This is a genomic window from Marinospirillum alkalitolerans (genome assembly GCF_045055655.1).
GTDB lineage: Bacteria > Pseudomonadota > Gammaproteobacteria > Pseudomonadales > Halomonadaceae > Marinospirillum > Marinospirillum alkalitolerans.
Map to the genome: position 1 here is coordinate 39,368 of NZ_JBANFI010000003.1, position 15,247 is coordinate 54,614.

The window sequence follows — 15,247 nt, forward strand, 5'->3', positions numbered from 1 at the left end:
ACCAGAGGTCTTGCCTCTGGTGTGCTGCCATAAAGTTTTCCAGTCTAAAAAGACAAGGAGCAAGATGATGAGCGTCACAGAATTTCATATTCCCCCAGTTAACCTGATGGGCCAAGGTGCCCTTGCACAAACCGTTGAATTGATTCAAAAGCGCGGTTACAAAAAAGCCCTGTTGGTCACCGATACAGGCCTGATGGCGACCCCCAACGCCCAAAAGCTGGTGCAGGATTTTAAAGACGCCGGCTTGGCGATCACCCTGTTTGATCAAGTCAAACCCAACCCCACCAGCGCCAATGTGGAAGCCGGTCTGGCCCTGTTGCAGCAAAATGACTGCGACCTGGTGATTTCTCTCGGCGGCGGCTCACCGCACGATTGCGCCAAAGGCATTGCCTTGGTCGCTACCAATGGCGGTCGTATCCATGACTACGAAGGCGTCAACCAATCTCAGCAGCCACAACTGCCCTTGATTGCGATCAACACCACCGCTGGCACCGCCAGTGAGATGACCCGCTTTTGCATCATCACCGATGAAGCCCGTCATATCAAAATGGCCATCGTCGATCAGCATGTCACACCCATCCTGTCGGTCAATGATCCTGAGATTATGGCCGGTATGCCCAGTCATCTGACTGCGGCGACAGGGATGGATGCCTTGACCCATGCTGTGGAAGCCTATGTCTCTACTGCCGCAACACCGATCACGGATGCTTGTGCGCTGAAGGCAATCAGCCTGATCGCCCAATATCTGCCCACCGCCGTGGAGCAAGGGCAGGATATGCAGGCGCGTGAACAGATGGCCTATGCCCAGTTCTTAGCCGGTATGGCGTTTAATAATGCCTCTTTGGGCTATGTGCATGCCATGGCGCACCAGCTGGGTGGTTTTTATGACCTGCCCCATGGCGTCTGTAATGCGGTGCTCTTGCCTGCGGTGCAGAAGTTTAATGCCCAGGTTGCTGGCGAACGCTTGGCCGATATCGCCCTCGCCTTAGGTGCTAGCGAAGCCACTGCAGAAGCGGCCATTCAAGCCATCGAAGCCTTGAAAAACCAAGTCAAAATCCCACGCGGTTTGAAAGAGCTAGGCGCACAAGAGAAGGATATTCCTCTGCTGGCTGAAAACGCACTCAAGGATGCCTGCGGCTTCACCAACCCCATCCAAGCCACTCAGGAACAAATCGAGCAGATTTTCCGTGATGCTTGGTAACATCCTGCTCGGTGGGACTTCACAGGGGTCTGTATGCTTAATCCTTATGTGATTGCCACCAGTCAGCACACCGATCCTCAACAGGCGGTGGCGGACATCGCAGCACAAATCGATCAGACCCGCCTTGGCGGGCTGATCTTTTTTTGTTCAGCCCACTATCCGCTCGAAGCGCTGGCTCGCGCCTTGAATCAGCAGTTTGTCGGTTGTGAGATGGCTGGCTGTACCAGTGCAGGAGAACTCACCCATCATGGCTATGCGACTGATTCGCTCGTGGTTCTTGGGCTGCACCATGATGCCTTTATCATGCGCAGCGCTTTGATTCAGCCGCTGTCTTCTTTTGATCGCCAACAAGCAGCCTTGCTCTGCGATCAGCTTTTTCCAGCCGCTGGCGCAGGTTTTCAGCCGCTGGTGCTGAGTTTATTCGATGGTTTATCCAGTCAGGAAGAATGGGTTCTGGCCGCATTAGAAGCCGAGCTAGGCGGTATTGCACATTGTGGCGGTTCCGCTGCGGATGATATCCATCTGCGCCGCACCCATGTTTTTTATCGCGGGGCGTTTCATACCCATGCTGGTGTGGTGATCGGGCTGCAGACCTGCCTCCCCTTTGCCGTGTTCTCGCATCACCATCTACGCCCCTTGCACACCAAGCTGGTGGTGACAGAGGCCGATCCACATCAGAGGCGGGTTTACGAGCTGAATGGCATGCCCGCCGCTCAGGCCTATGCCGAACTGATTGGGCAACCTCTGGAGCAGCTCAGTCCCGTCGATTTTGCACTCCACCCACTGGCCGTCAAGCGGGGCGAAACCTACTATGTGCGCGCTATCCAGCAGGTCAATCACGATGCCAGTCTTGATTTTTACTGCGCGATGGGCAAAGGCAGTGTGCTGACACAGATGTACGCTGAAGACCTCACCTCTGGCCTTGATGAACAATGGCGTCAGCTTGAAGCCAACCTCGGACCAGCGGCCTTTATTCTGGCCTGCGATTGTGTGCTGCGCCGTCTTGAGAGCGAAGAGCGCCAGCAACAGTCACAGCTCGCCGCTTTTTTGCGCCAACGCCCGCTGATCGGCTTTAATACCTATGGCGAGCAGGCCACCGGCGTGCATCTGAACCACACGATCACCGGCTTCTTCTTTGGCTATCCCCGGGGGCTTATACAGTTAACTTGAAACCTCACCAAAACTATCCGATACTATTCAATATGAATAGATTGGTAGCTATTGGTGAAGCTAGTGAGGCGCTTGGCGTTTCCATCGCAACGTTGCGCCGCTGGGAAACAGAAGGCAAGTTGGTCCCGGAACGTACTGCGGCGGGACATCGACGTTATGATCTAGCAAAACTCAAACCCGAGTTGTTTCATATGGCACAGGATGAGCGCCGCACCTTGGCTTATGCCCGCGTTTCCAGTCACGACCAAAAGGATGACCTTGAACGGCAAAAACAAGTACTTGAACTCTATTGTGCACGCCAAGGCTGGACGTTCGAGGTCATTGCTGATCTTGGTTCAGGTATGAACTATCGCAAGAAAGGTTTGAAGCGTTTACTGGATGATATTGTCGAGGATCGAGTCGGGCGTCTCGTTCTTACCCATAAAGATCGTCTGTTGCGTTTTGGCGCTGAGCTGGTATTTGCCATCTGCGAGGCTAAGCAGGTCGAAGTGGTGATCCTCAACCAGGGAGAAGATACAACCTTTGAAGAGGACTTGGCCAAGGACGTTCTGGAAATCATCACAGTATTTTCTGCCCGCTTGTATGGCAGTCGATCACGCAAGAACCAGAAGTTGCTCGACGGCGTAAAGAAGGCCGTGGAGGAGTCACAGTCATGAGCAATAAGACCACTATGATGGCGAGCTGTCCGACCGACAGAATTGCCGTCGTCGAGTTTAATGCCGTAGCCCACTTCTTTGGGGTAACTTTCAAAGTTCCAGACGAGGAAGATCACGCATCCTTGGCGAGGGCTAATCGCCTAAAATGGCACGCGCTTGGCCTTGCGGATAGGGCGGAACTGCAAGCCATCAAAGGTGGAAAGTCATGTTGATCGCCCACAAGATTGCGCTCGACCCGAACAATGTTCAGGCAACCTACTTCGCCAAAGCGGCTGGCACCGCACGCTTTGCCTACAACTGGGCGCTGGCTGAATGGGGGCGCCAGTACGAGGCGTGGAAGACCAACAACGGCCAGCCTAAGCCGACACAGGCAGCGTTGCGCCGCCAGTTGAACGCGATCAAGCGTGAGCAGTTCCCCTGGATGCTGGAGGTCACCAAGAACGCGCCACAGATGGCGATCATCCAGTTGGGTGAAGCGTTCAAGAATTTCTTTGCCGGTCGCGCCCGCTACCCACGGTTCCGCAAAAAGGGCGTAAACGACCGCTTTAGTCTCACCAATGATCAATTCAATATCGACGGTTCACGCATTCGCATCCCCAATCTAGGTTGGGTGCGTATGCGTGAGTCGTTGCGCTTTGCTGGTAAAGTTATGTCGGCCACTCTCTCCCGCCAGGCCGACCGCTGGTTTGTCAGTATCACCGTGGATACACAAGACCTGTCTCACTTACCCAAAGCCGAAAACCAAGGCGCGGTGGGTGTGGATTTGGGTGTATCCGCACTCGCAACCCTCTCGACGGGAGAGCCACCTATCCCAGGGCCAAAAGCGCACACAGCGCTACTGAAACGACTGCAACGCCTGTCCCGAAGCCTGAGCCGCAAAGAGAAAGGTTCGCAGAACCGCAAGAAGGCCAAGGCCAAGCTGGCAAAGCTTCATGCTCGTATCAGCAATATCCGCAAGGATGCATTGCATCAACTCACCACGGATCTGACCCGCCGTTTTCACACCATCGGTATCGAGGGTCTGAATGTAAAAGGCATGATGAGCAATCGTCATCTGGCGCGCTCCATTGCTGACATGAGTTTTTTCGAGTTTCGGAGGCAACTGGAATACAAGACAGAAATGCGTGGCGGGATGCTTGTGGTCGCCGACCGCTGGTTTGCCAGCAGCAAAACCTGTTCAAACTGCGGTGACAAGCTGGAAAGTCTGTCGCTGTCGGTGCGTCAGTGGACATGTCCAGCCTGCGGCAAAAATCATGATCGCGACGTGAATGCCGCGATCAATTTAAAGCATTACGCCGTGAGTTCCACGGTGTCAGCCTGTGGAGAGGAAGGCGCTGGCCTGAGTCGCAAGACCAAGGTGAAACCAGCCTCGGTGAAGCAGGAAGTTAACGCCATAACTACCTACGGGTAGATTTGGGTATGTTTAACGGAACGGCAGCATGCATGAGCGCCTAGCCCAACTTGAGGCTGAAAATCAGCGTCTCAACAAAATCAATCAGGCATTGATTGAACGTATCGAAGCTGGGCAAGGTCTGGCGACAACACCCTATGCCGCGTTTGAACAGGCCGCGGCACTGGCTGAAGAAGTCAAACGCCGCACCACTGAACTCACGCAGGCTAACCAGCAATTGCGTCTCGCCAAGCAAGATGCCGAACAGGCCAATCAATCCAAAACCAAGTTTCTGGCTGCCATCAGCCATGATGTACTCCAGCCTTTAAGCGCGGCGAAGCTCTTTACTGCGGCGCTTAAAGAAGCCATCGATCCAGCCAAGCAGGCGGAACTGATTGATGCCTTAAATTCATCCTTGCTGGATGTTGAATCCCTGCTCGCCAAGCTGGTGGATATTTCCAAACTCGATGCGGGCATCCTCACCCCACAACCCCAGGTGATCCGTTTAACCGATCTGCTCGATAATCTCGCACGCGAATACCAGCAGCAGGCCCAGCACAAAAAAATTCGCTTTCGCTATCGGCCCTGCCAGTTGAAGGTCGAAACCGATCCTCATTTTCTGGCGCGGATTCTGCGCAATCTGCTCGCCAATGCGCTGCGCTATACCCGCGAAGGGCGGCGTGTGCTGCTTGGCTGCCGCCGCCGTGGTACACAGGTTGAGATTCAGGTGATCGATCAGGGGGTCGGTATTGCAGCGGATCAGCTTGAGGTGATTTTTGAAGAGTTCCAGCGCCTGCATACCCTGCCCAATGAGCAAGGACTCGGGCTGGGGCTGGCCATCGCCCAGCGTATGGCTTCGCTGCTCTCTGCGCCTTTATCTGTTCACTCGCGCGTCGATCAAGGCTCGTGTTTTGCCGTCACACTGCCGCTTGCACAAGCCAGCGCTGAGCCGATCATTCGACCCGATGCCATCCGGCCAGCCATGCAACCTCTGCAAGGCCAACGCATTTGGATTTTAGATAATGATCTGGCCGTATGTCAGGCGCTGCGCCATCTACTTGAAGGCTGGGAATGTGAGGTCACGCTGTTTCAGCAGCTGCCAAGGCTGACCGCTTGGAGTCATCACAGCCCTGCACCTGACCTACTGATTTTAGATTACCACCTGCAAGGACAAACACGTGGTTTGAGCACACTTGAGCAGCTGGCTTGGCCTGACACACCTGCGGTCTTGGTGATGACCGCCGATCGCAGCCCAGAACTGAAAGCACAAATCCACCAGCTTGGCCTCTGGCTATTGCATAAGCCGATTTCTGCTCTGCGCCTACGCCAAACACTGATTTATTTACTGCATCAAGAATCCAGCTCATGATGCTGCTGCATGGCCAAGGCCAGCCGCACACGATTGCTACAGCCCAGCTTGGACATGATGGCCGACACATGCCCCTTGATGGTGGTTTCAGCGACATTCAGATGCCAGGCAATCTGCTTATTGGATTCACCGAGTGCCAGACGAGCCAGCACACGCTGTTGCCTTGGTGTCAGTGAGGCCAGAGCCGCCGCTGAAAAGCTGGGTGAGGTCGCCGCAGGGGCTGGCTCAGACTCCTGCGCGCGCATCAAATGTGCTGGCAGGTAGATCTGCCCTTGCAGCAGCTGTTCTAAGGCTTGCAGGATCTGCTCACGCGGCGAGGTTTTGGCAATATAACCCACAGCCCCCTTGGCCAGAGACTGCAAGATCACCTCACGGTTTTCTTCGGCGCTGATCATCACTATCGGCAGGGTGGGATGGGCCTGATGCAGCTGCACCAGACCATCTAATCCACCCATATCCGGCATATTCAAATCCAGCAACAACAGATCCCATTCCGCTTCTTCGGCCAGCAGATGCAAGGTCGAATGCAAATCCACCGTGGCTTGCACCCTCGCCCCCACAAAATGGGCCTCCATCACTTGGATCATGGCTTCACGAAAAAGGGGATGATCATCAGCGATCAGCAACTGGTACACGGGAACATCCTTTATCAGCAAGTGGTGGACATCAAGGCGCAAGACGCTCGATCTGCACAAACTGTCCCTGCTCATTAAAATGAATACGAAACAGTCCTTGAATCCCTTGATGGGTGACCATAGTGCGCAGCAAACGTCGTGGAAAAACCACGCTGCGGCCATCAACACTGGTGGTTTTTACATTGAGTGCACTCGATTGATAAAAGTCCAACACTTCTTGTGCGCTGACATTAAGACGCACGGTCACGCTGGGCATGATAGGGAGCCACTCCATCTGATTGAGATCGTGGTCGTATATTAATCCAAAGGGGCAAGAAATATCAGCCTCGACAGCCAGATTCACAACCAGCTGAGTGCGGGCTCCCTCTCTAGAGCGCTTCAGCGCACCCTAGAGAGGGCCATCACCGCATCCTCGAGCGATGCAAGGTCGAGGGATTAACCTTCGAGATCAGTTGCAGACAGGATCGCCAACTGGCGCAAGGCCACCGCAAAGAGCGGATACCCCACATGGCTGCCTGCGCGCACTTCATGCAGCAGATTCATCCAGCGCTCAACCTGTACGGCATAGTGCTGCTGCCATTGAGCCAGACGCTCTTCAAGTTGCGACGCGGCATCATCCAGTGACAAGACACTCAGCGCGAGATGACGATGACGATCATCCAGCTCATCACGATAGGCTTCACGCGCCATCGCTTCCCACGCATCCTTGACGGCCAGATCCGCGATCTGCTGCTTCAGCCAAGGCAGATGCAGCACACTGCCAACCTGATAATAGGCCGCCATCACCTGCGCCAGATTCAGCCCAGTTTCACGCTCAGCCTGAATGATGTTCAAGCCAGAGTAGAGCTGCGGAATGCCGGCCAGACGCTCGGCCACTTCTTGCTTCAGCCCTTCTTCGAGCAGCTGATCACGGCGCTCAGCCCAGAGGGTGAGTTCTTCTCCGCTCAGCCGCTCGGCCAACTGCTCAGTAATCAACTGGACCTTCGGCGCGAAGTAATCCACCGCCTCGCGGGCTGTCAGACCCACAAAGCGCTGACGCACAAACCAGCGTGTTGCACGGCGCATCATCCGAGTCAGATCATGCATCAACTGCAATTGACGCTGGGCATCCAGCTGATGATCCAGCGCTTCAATCGCATTCCATAATCCCACCACACCAAAGACATCACGGCTCACCGCATAACCACGCACGATATCAGGCACACTCATGCCAGCGGTATCCTGCAAGCGATGGACAAAGGTGATCCCCATATGATCCACCAGCTCGTTCACCAACATGGTCGCAATCAGCTCGCGCTTGAGCGGATGCTGTTGTAAGGGTTCGGCATAACGCTCCAGAATCACCTTCGGGAAGGCCCGTTCCAGCGCCTGACCCAACCAGGGATCTTCGGGCACTTCAGAGGCCAGCAGTGCGTTTTTGATATCCGCCTTGGCATAGGCCAGCAAGACCGCCAGCTCAGGGCGTGTTAAACCCAGCTGCTCGGCTTCACGATCCTGCAACTGGGCCTCACTGGGCAAGAACTCCAGCGCGCGATTCAGCTTGCCTTCTTCTTCAAGACGATTCATCAAGCGGCGATAGTGGCCCAAATTATGGCGACTATCTAACTCAGCGATCGCCAAGGCCTGAGCTTGCGAGTAGTTATCACGCAGCACCAGCTCGGCGACTTCATCCGTCATCTGATCGAGCAGCTGATCACGTTGTTTTAACGTCAGATCACCGGCTTGCATCACCTGTTGCAGCAGAATTTTCAGGTTGACTTCATGGTCGGAGCAGTTGACCCCGCCAGCATTATCAATAAAGTCGGTATTGACGCGCACGCCCACCTGCGCGGCTTCAATCCGGCCTTGTTGCGTCCAGCCGAGGTTACCACCCTCACCGACCACTTTGCAGCGCAGCTGGTCGCCATTGATACGCAGGCTGTCATTCGCCTTATCACCCACCTCAGCATGGGTTTCATGACGCCCCTTCACATAGGTGCCGATCCCTCCATTCCAGATCAGATCAACAGGCGATTGCAGCAGGGCATGAATCAACTCATTCGGGGCCATGCGTGCCGCGCTCAAACCAAAGCGCGCCTGCATCTGTGGCGTAATCGTGATGCTCTTGGCATCGCGCAGGAACACACCGCCCCCTTCTGAAATCAGCTCAGGGCGATAATCTTCCCAACCTGAACGCGGCAGGGCAAAAAGACGCTGGCGCTCTGCATAGCTGATTGCAGGATCAGGCTGTGGATCAATAAAGATATGCTTGTGGTTAAAGGCCGCGACCAATTGGAGCTGATCTGAACACAAGAGACCATTACCAAAAACATCGCCATTCATATCACCGATACCCAGCACGCTGACACTCTGGCGCTGCACATCGATCCCCATTTCACGGAAGTGGCGCTGCACACTGACCCAAGCCCCACGCGCGGTAATGCCCATTTTCTTGTGGTCATAGCCTGCGCTACCACCCGAGGCAAAGGCATCACCCAGCCAGAAGTTGTACTCGGCAGAAATGGCATTCGCCAAATCAGAGAAGGTCGCGGTGCCCTTATCAGCAGCCACCACCAGATAGGGATCATCTTCATCATGGCGCACCACCTGGGCAGGCGGCACCAGTTGCTGATTGATCAGATTATCCGTCACATCCAACAAGGAGCGGATAAAGGTTTGATAACAGGCCACACCCTCAGCCATCCAGGCTTCACGATCGCGTGGATCAGGCGATTTTTTGCACACAAAACCACCCTTCGCACCCACTGGAACGATCACGGCATTCTTGACCTGCTGCGCCTTCACCAGACCTAACACCTCGGTGCGGAAATCCTCGTGCCGATCCGACCAGCGCAAACCACCGCGCGCCACCTGCCCATAACGCAGATGCACACCTTCGACGCGTGGCGAGTAAACAAAGATCTCAAAGCGTGGGCAAGGCTGGGGCATATCGCTGATCGCGCTAGGGCTGAGCTTAAAGCTCATCGCTGGGCGATAGCCTTCTTCGGTTTGCTGATAGTAGTTGGTGCGCAAGGTCGCCTGAATCAGTTCGATATAGCGGCGCAGGATCTTATCTTCGCTGAGGCTGGTAATCGCCTCCAGCGCGCTCTCAATCTGTTCGACGACCTGCGCGCAGGTCGCAGCAGAAGCTGGGTGAGCGGGATCAAAACGCAGCGCAAACAGATGCAGCAGCTGACGCGCAATATCAGGATGGCTGACCAGCGTCGCGGCAATATAATCCTGCGAGAACTGGCTGCCAATCTGTTTCATATAGCGTGCATAGGCGCGCAGCAGCGCAACCTGACGCCAATCCAGCCCCGCAGCCAAGACCAGACGGTTAAAGCCATCACTTTCTGCCTCACCGCGCCAGGTGCGCAAGAAGGCTTCTTGGAAGATGTCTTTGACCTGCGGCAGATCCAAAGCACCACTGGCCGAAAGCGCATTGTGCAAGGAGAAATCATGAATCCAGCAGGTTTGGCCATCACGCTCAATTTCATAGGGCTTTTCACCCAGCACGCGTAATCCCAGATGCTCCAGCACTGGCAGCACATCAGAAAGGGGCAGGGATTCGCCTTTCAGATACAGCTTAAAGCGCAGGGCTTGGGCGGTTTCAAGCGTGCGGTACAAGCTGAGTGCGATCGGCTGCTCGGCACTCAGCTGCTCAAAGTGCTGAATGTCATTGACCGCATGGCGCGCGGTGAAATCTTCACAATAGGCGGCAGAGAAGCCATCTCGATAGAGGCGCAGCAAACGATTGGCACTTTCTTCACCTAACTGCTCGGCCAAGGCGGCAAACAGGCTTTCATTCCAGGAGCGGGTCGCCTGCACCATGCGCTGCTCCAGCTCGCGCAGATCATAGTCTGCTGGGTGCTCACCTTGAAAACGCAGAATAAACTGCGTACGACACAACAGAGATTCAGAGAAGTAGGTCGTAAACTCAACAAACTCAGCATTCAGGGTCTCACACAAGACCTTCTGCGCTTTTTGACGCAGCTCCGTGCTGTAGGTATCGCGTGGAAGATAAACCAGTGCTGAGTAAAGACGCGCATAGTGGTTAGCCCGCACAAAGACCTTCACCTTGCGTCTTTCACGCAGATTAAAAATCCCTAATGCCGTCGGAATCAGTTCATCCAGCGGAATCTGGAACAGATCATCACGCGGATACACATCCAAAAGCTGCTGCATCTGGCGACCATTGTGGGTGCTTGGTGCCATATCCAGCGCTTGCATCACTGCGGCAACCTTGTGACGCAGCACAGGAATACTGCTGGCCGAGGCGGCATAAACAGCGGAGGTGTACAAACCCATAAAGCGCTTCACACCCACCAGCAGCCCCTTGGCATCATACTGGGCCAGACTCAGATAATCTGGCTGCGCAGGACGATGGACGCGAGACATAGCTGCGGATTTCACAAAGGTCAGCAGATCAGGGACCAGGGTAAAGATCTGATCAGCACTCAGCTGATCTGGGGCACACAAGCGCGCTGGGTCCTGCTCCATTTTCAAAAGCCCTAGGGCTTGATCCTCACAACGCTGCCACTGGCTCTGCTCAAGGCGATATTCATCATAACCAAGGAAGGTAAAGCGATCTTCAATCAACCAGTCAATAAAAGCTCGGGCTTCGGCCTGGTCTTGCGCCGCCAAGGAGCCAGGGGCCGTCAGCGACTGGCTGGCTTGCTGGGCCTGCGCCCGCATGGCGGCAAAATCCTCAACCACCACCTGTACTTCATTCAGCACGCGGCGTAACTGGTCTTCTAACTCAGCCAGATCTTGCGAATCACTTAAACGATCGGTTTCAATCAGAATCAAGGATTCAGCCTGATACGGCCCCTCAACAGCCTCACCAATCGAGATCAAACGCCCTTCTGCATCTCGCTCTACAGCCAAAATAGCGTTGTGGATGGTGTGCACCGCCAGCTGCTGGCGCTGTAGCTCCATCCGCAAAGAATCCACTAAAAAGGGACGATCTGGGTTGAGCACCTGAATAATGGTGTGCGAAGCCTGCCAGCCATCTTCTTCAAAATCTGGGTTCAAGACACTCAGTTTTGGCTGGGCGGAGACACGCTGCTGGATAAAATTCCACAGCGACACGCTCATACCATAGAGCAAATCCTGCGGCCATTGCGCCAACTCATCCACCGCAGCATGATGGTAAAAATACTGGGTAAAACGCTGCAATTGTGCCGCTTCTTGTGCAGCAAAGTGCTGAGCAAGCGGGGTGTCCAGCTGTTGCAAAAGCTCGTGCAAAGCGCTGTTGTGTTCGGTCATGTGCTGCTCCTGGGTCTTCTGCTCAATCGATGAGCTGAGTGTCTTATTATCAATCGCGAAGCTGACTGCTTCAGCAGTATAGAACACCCGCCATCAAACGCGCCTTTGCAGTGAGAATCAAGAGTGCATACCAGACCCGCATATCCAATGCCGTTTGATGAATGCTAAGCTTGCCCCTTGCTGCCGGCGCTGGATGGCAGCGTTTCTTTCATTTTTGCAGAGGCACCAGGATCACCATGGCACTCCACACCGCCTTTCAGACACTCAGGCATCGCCTGCACCAACAGATCATAGGTCAAACGGCCCTCATCGATAACCTGCTGCTCTGCCTGCTGGCTGAGGGGCATCTGCTGGTGGAAGGCGCACCGGGGCTAGCGAAAACGCGTGCAGCACAAGCCTTAGCGCGCGCCTGCGAAGGTCAGTTTCAGCGCATCCAGTTTACGCCTGATCTGCTGCCTGCTGACTTGACGGGGACGGATATCTTTCATCCTCAAACAGGCGCGTTCAGTTTTCGCCAGGGCCCGATCTTCAGCCACTTTGTGCTTGCCGATGAGATCAACCGCGCTCCCGCCAAGGTCCAATCGGCCCTGCTGGAGGCCATGGCCGAGCGCCAGATCAGTGTCGGCACCCAAACCTATCCTCTGCCCCCTGTATTTATGGTGATCGCCACGCAAAACCCGCTGGAGCAAGAAGGGACCTATGCCCTCCCTGAAGCCCAGCTGGATCGCTTTTTATTGCATACTTGGGTCAGCTACCCTGGCGCCGAAGAAGAGCTGGCGATTCTGCGGCTCGTGCGTCATGAGACAAGATCAGCGCAGCAAAACGATCAGCTCAGCACGGCTGAATCTCAGCGTGCAGCACCTTGGCTCACGCAGCAGGATCTGCTCGCGGCCCGCGAGGCTGTCCAGCAGGTGCATCTCGCACCGGCACTGGAAACCTATATTGTTGATCTCGTGCAAGCCACGCGCCAAGCTGGACGCTATGATGCTCAGCTCGGGCACGCCATCGAGTGGGGCGCCAGCCCGCGTGCCAGTCTGGCGCTGGATCGGGTGAGTCGTGCGCGTGCTTGGCTGGCCGGACGAGATCATGTCTTGCCAGAAGATATTCGCACCAGTGCGCCCGATGTGCTGCGCCACCGCTTGATTCTGAGTTATCAGGCCCAGGCCTCGGGCACCCAAGCCGATGCGATCATTCAACGCCTGCTTGATACCGTGATCTGCGCATGATGGCGGCCTTTTGGCGTCGCTGGGCGAACAGGCTTGCCGCCGTACGCCATGCGCAAGACGCTACCGAGACGGATCAGATCGCGCTCAGTGTCACACTGGAGGAATTGCTGGCGCTGCGGTATGCCGCTACTGATCCTTGGTTACATCAGCTGGCGCTGGCCAGTCGACCTCAGGCTCAAGGCACCCACTACCCCCTGCCTGGGCGCGGGCTGGATTTCAAAGAACATCGCCCTTATCACGCGGGTGATGATCTGCGTCATCTGGATTGGAAGGTGACAGCACGCCGAGGTCAGCCCTATACCCGCCTCTATCATCAGGAGCGCCAAACACCTTGGGTGCTGGTGCTGGATCAAAGTTCAGCGATGCAGTTTGGGCAGCGCGGCAATAAGGCCGTGATCGCGGCACGTTTAGCCGCACAAATGGGCTGGGCGATTCTGGCGCAGCAAGATCAGCTCGCTTTATGGATAGAAACCGATCAGCAGGGCTACTGGCAGGCTCAGCACCACCAACGCCGCCACTGGATGCACACCCTGGCTTTTATCGCGCAGCATCAGCAGCAGATGGGCCCCTTGCAACCGCGCCCACCCCAGCAATGGGATCAGCTGCTGACACAGCTCAGACCGCGCCTGCCACGCCATACACAACTGGTGTTGATTAGTGATTTTCAAGGCTGCGAGAGCTGGAGTGCCTTACAAGACCTGGCCCAGCACACGCACCTCTGGCTGATCCATCTCACTGATCCACTGGATATCGATCTGGCTCAGGAAGGGGCATGGATCAGCACGGATGAACAGGAGCAGCCGCTGACACCCAGCCTGCGCCAAGCCTGGCAGCAGGCCTTTATCCAACGCCAGCAGGCACTACAACAACTGGTTCAAGGGCGCGGTCGCTATCTAGCCTGTTCTACTGAATCAGAGACTTACCAGTTTACAACAGGATTCAGGCGCACAAAGAGGTAAACTAAAAGATGTTTATTGACATGTTAAGGATCAAAAAGACTCATGAATCTTGATGCACTTCAACAACAGCTGGCACCGCTGTTGCCACCCTTGCCAGACACCACTTGGCCGCTCTGGGTTTGGTTGACGGCAGCGGGTGCGAGTCTCGGCTTTGTGCTGCTGTTGTTTTTTCTGCGCTGGTTTCGGCTGACGGCCACACGGCGTTATGCCTATCAGGAGCTCCAAGCTATTTATCAACGCTATCTCACCAATCAGGATGCACCGCGCTATTTATATGAAGTCAACCTGCTGCTGCGTCGGATCGCAGTGCGTAACTTTCAACGAGATCATGTGGCCAGTCTGACCGGAGAAGAATGGCTAACCTTCCTCGACTGGAGTAAAGGCCCCAGCAAAGATCCTCAAGCCAGTTTTAAAGAAGGCAGTGGCCGCATTCTGGCCTGGGGCGCCTATCACGCCAAGCCGCAGGAATTTGATGCTGAGCAGCTACGCCAGCTGGTACGCACATGGATACGTCGGCAAACCTAAGTTGGGCTTGGCCTTGGGTGCTGCTGCTGCTGCCGCTGCCCTGGGTCATCAGGCGCCTGCAACCCCAAGACTGGGGACAAGCCCATGCGCTGCGCCTCCCACTGGCGCAGTTTTCTGCTGCGGATCAGCCCCCACTGACGGCGCGACGCTGGGGACCTTGGGCTCTCTGGGTGCTGGTGTTGATCGCCTTAGCGCGCCCCGAACTGGATCTGGGCAGTATCGAGGTGCGGCAAGAACAACGCCAGCTGATGATGGCTTTGGATCTGTCTGGCAGCATGAGTGAGCTGCTGGATGGCCTGCCCCGCCTTGAACATGCCAAACGGACGCTGCGCGCTTTTATCACCCAGCGATCTGGAGATCAAATCGGCCTGCTGGTCTTTGGCGGTGAGGCTTATGTCTATGTTCCTTTAACCGATGATCATGCCCTGCTGCTCGCGCAACTCGCGCGCTTGAAGGTCAATCTGGCTGGGCCAGGAACGGCGATGGGCGATGCGATAGCGCTCGGTGTGGCACAACTTCAAACCCATGCAGAGCACGCCAGCCTGATTCTTCTCAGCGATGGACTCAATAACGCTGGACTGCTCACACCCGCTCAGGCACTGGAGCTGGCGTCACAAGCAGGCATCACCACGCATCTGGTGTTGATGGATCTGGTGGCAGATCCAGATCTTGAGGCACAGATTCAAGCCACTGGCGGCCAGAGCTTCAGTGCGCTCCATGCCGATGAACTCGAACAGATTTATCAACAGCTGCATCAGCTCGAACCCGTCACGCCTACACGCCACTACACCCAGCGTCAGGCCCTGCTCATCTGGCCCTTACTGGCTGCGCTGCTGCTGGCGGTTTGGCTGCGCTGGAGACGAGGTTAG

The 15,247-nt window shown here is 55.6% G+C and carries 12 protein-coding genes; 9 read left to right on the forward strand and 3 right to left on the reverse strand.

Annotation, left to right across the window (positions count from 1 at the left end; all coding sequences use genetic code 11):
* Positions 1-64: 64 nt before the first annotated feature.
* The 5 genes from yiaY to V6U78_RS05185 all read left to right on the forward strand — a co-directional run bounded on the left by yiaY (position 65) and on the right by V6U78_RS05185 (position 5,786).
* A complete protein-coding gene (yiaY, locus tag V6U78_RS05165) occupies positions 65-1,201 on the forward strand; it encodes an L-threonine dehydrogenase (RefSeq protein WP_452312086.1) in 1,137 nt (378 codons plus the stop codon).
* 33 nt (positions 1,202-1,234) lie between these two features.
* Positions 1,235-2,371 carry an FIST N-terminal domain-containing protein gene (locus V6U78_RS05170; protein WP_405338100.1) on the forward strand — a complete coding sequence of 379 codons (1,137 nt, stop codon included), beginning with the start codon at positions 1,235-1,237 and terminating at the stop codon, positions 2,369-2,371.
* A gap of 32 nt (positions 2,372-2,403) precedes the next feature.
* The gene (locus V6U78_RS05175; RefSeq protein WP_405338103.1) at positions 2,404-3,027 is read left to right on the forward strand and encodes an IS607 family transposase; all 624 of its coding nucleotides are present in this window, start codon (positions 2,404-2,406) and stop codon (positions 3,025-3,027) included.
* A 205-nt stretch (positions 3,028-3,232) separates the two neighbouring features.
* Positions 3,233-4,438: an RNA-guided endonuclease InsQ/TnpB family protein gene (locus V6U78_RS05180; RefSeq protein ID WP_405338106.1), complete on the forward strand. Its 1,206-nt coding sequence runs from the start codon at positions 3,233-3,235 to the stop codon at positions 4,436-4,438.
* A 28-nt stretch (positions 4,439-4,466) separates the two neighbouring features.
* A complete protein-coding gene (locus tag V6U78_RS05185) occupies positions 4,467-5,786 on the forward strand; it encodes a NahK/ErcS family hybrid sensor histidine kinase/response regulator (RefSeq protein ID WP_405338108.1) in 1,320 nt (439 codons plus the stop codon).
* Here V6U78_RS05185 and V6U78_RS05190 read toward each other — a convergent pair.
* The 3 genes from V6U78_RS05190 to V6U78_RS05200 all read right to left on the reverse strand — a co-directional run bounded on the left by V6U78_RS05190 (position 5,768) and on the right by V6U78_RS05200 (position 11,668).
* The gene (locus V6U78_RS05190; RefSeq protein WP_405338111.1) at positions 5,768-6,421 is read right to left on the reverse strand and encodes a response regulator; all 654 of its coding nucleotides are present in this window, start codon (positions 6,419-6,421) and stop codon (positions 5,768-5,770) included. The two genes, V6U78_RS05185 and V6U78_RS05190, sit on opposite strands and share 19 nt — an antisense overlap.
* A 31-nt stretch (positions 6,422-6,452) precedes the next feature.
* A complete protein-coding gene (locus V6U78_RS05195; protein WP_405338114.1) occupies positions 6,453-6,677 on the reverse strand; it encodes a DUF2835 family protein in 225 nt (74 codons plus the stop codon).
* A 179-nt stretch (positions 6,678-6,856) separates the two neighbouring features.
* Complete coding sequence (locus V6U78_RS05200) at positions 6,857-11,668, reverse strand: NAD-glutamate dehydrogenase (protein ID WP_405338117.1); 4,812 nt, start codon at positions 11,666-11,668, stop codon at positions 6,857-6,859.
* A gap of 236 nt (positions 11,669-11,904) precedes the next feature.
* Between V6U78_RS05200 and V6U78_RS05205 the strand changes: the two genes are divergently transcribed.
* The 4 genes from V6U78_RS05205 to V6U78_RS05220 are packed head-to-tail and all read left to right on the forward strand — an operon-like array spanning position 11,905 to position 15,247.
* Positions 11,905-12,894, forward strand: a complete 990-nt coding sequence (locus V6U78_RS05205) for an AAA family ATPase (RefSeq protein ID WP_405338120.1) — start codon at positions 11,905-11,907, stop codon at positions 12,892-12,894.
* Complete coding sequence (locus V6U78_RS05210; RefSeq protein ID WP_405338123.1) at positions 12,891-13,853, forward strand: DUF58 domain-containing protein; 963 nt, start codon at positions 12,891-12,893, stop codon at positions 13,851-13,853. Before V6U78_RS05205 ends, V6U78_RS05210 begins: the two co-directional genes overlap by 4 nt.
* A gap of 42 nt (positions 13,854-13,895) precedes the next feature.
* Positions 13,896-14,378, forward strand: a complete 483-nt coding sequence (locus tag V6U78_RS05215) for a DUF4381 domain-containing protein (RefSeq protein WP_405338126.1) — start codon at positions 13,896-13,898, stop codon at positions 14,376-14,378.
* On the forward strand, positions 14,357-15,247 hold the full coding sequence (locus V6U78_RS05220) for a VWA domain-containing protein (RefSeq protein ID WP_405338129.1): 891 nt from the start codon (positions 14,357-14,359) through the stop codon (positions 15,245-15,247). Before V6U78_RS05215 ends, V6U78_RS05220 begins: the two co-directional genes overlap by 22 nt.

What these genes read in the sequence shown, in the direction of transcription:
- yiaY (WP_452312086.1), top strand. Translation starts at nt 65, where the DNA reads ATGATGAGCGTCACAGAATTTCATATTCCCCCAGTTAACCTGATGGGC.
- V6U78_RS05170 (WP_405338100.1), top strand. Translation starts at nt 1,235, where the DNA reads ATGCTTAATCCTTATGTGATTGCCACCAGTCAGCACACCGATCCTCAA.
- V6U78_RS05175 (WP_405338103.1), top strand. Translation starts at nt 2,404, where the DNA reads ATGAATAGATTGGTAGCTATTGGTGAAGCTAGTGAGGCGCTTGGCGTT.
- V6U78_RS05180 (WP_405338106.1), top strand. Translation starts at nt 3,233, where the DNA reads ATGTTGATCGCCCACAAGATTGCGCTCGACCCGAACAATGTTCAGGCA.
- V6U78_RS05185 (WP_405338108.1), top strand. Translation starts at nt 4,467, where the DNA reads ATGCATGAGCGCCTAGCCCAACTTGAGGCTGAAAATCAGCGTCTCAAC.
- V6U78_RS05195 (WP_405338114.1), bottom strand. Translation starts at nt 6,677, where the DNA reads ATGCCCAGCGTGACCGTGCGTCTTAATGTCAGCGCACAAGAAGTGTTG.
- V6U78_RS05200 (WP_405338117.1), bottom strand. Translation starts at nt 11,668, where the DNA reads ATGACCGAACACAACAGCGCTTTGCACGAGCTTTTGCAACAGCTGGAC.
- V6U78_RS05205 (WP_405338120.1), top strand. Translation starts at nt 11,905, where the DNA reads ATGGCACTCCACACCGCCTTTCAGACACTCAGGCATCGCCTGCACCAA.
- V6U78_RS05210 (WP_405338123.1), top strand. Translation starts at nt 12,891, where the DNA reads ATGATGGCGGCCTTTTGGCGTCGCTGGGCGAACAGGCTTGCCGCCGTA.
- V6U78_RS05215 (WP_405338126.1), top strand. Translation starts at nt 13,896, where the DNA reads ATGAATCTTGATGCACTTCAACAACAGCTGGCACCGCTGTTGCCACCC.
- V6U78_RS05220 (WP_405338129.1), top strand. Translation starts at nt 14,357, where the DNA reads ATGGATACGTCGGCAAACCTAAGTTGGGCTTGGCCTTGGGTGCTGCTG.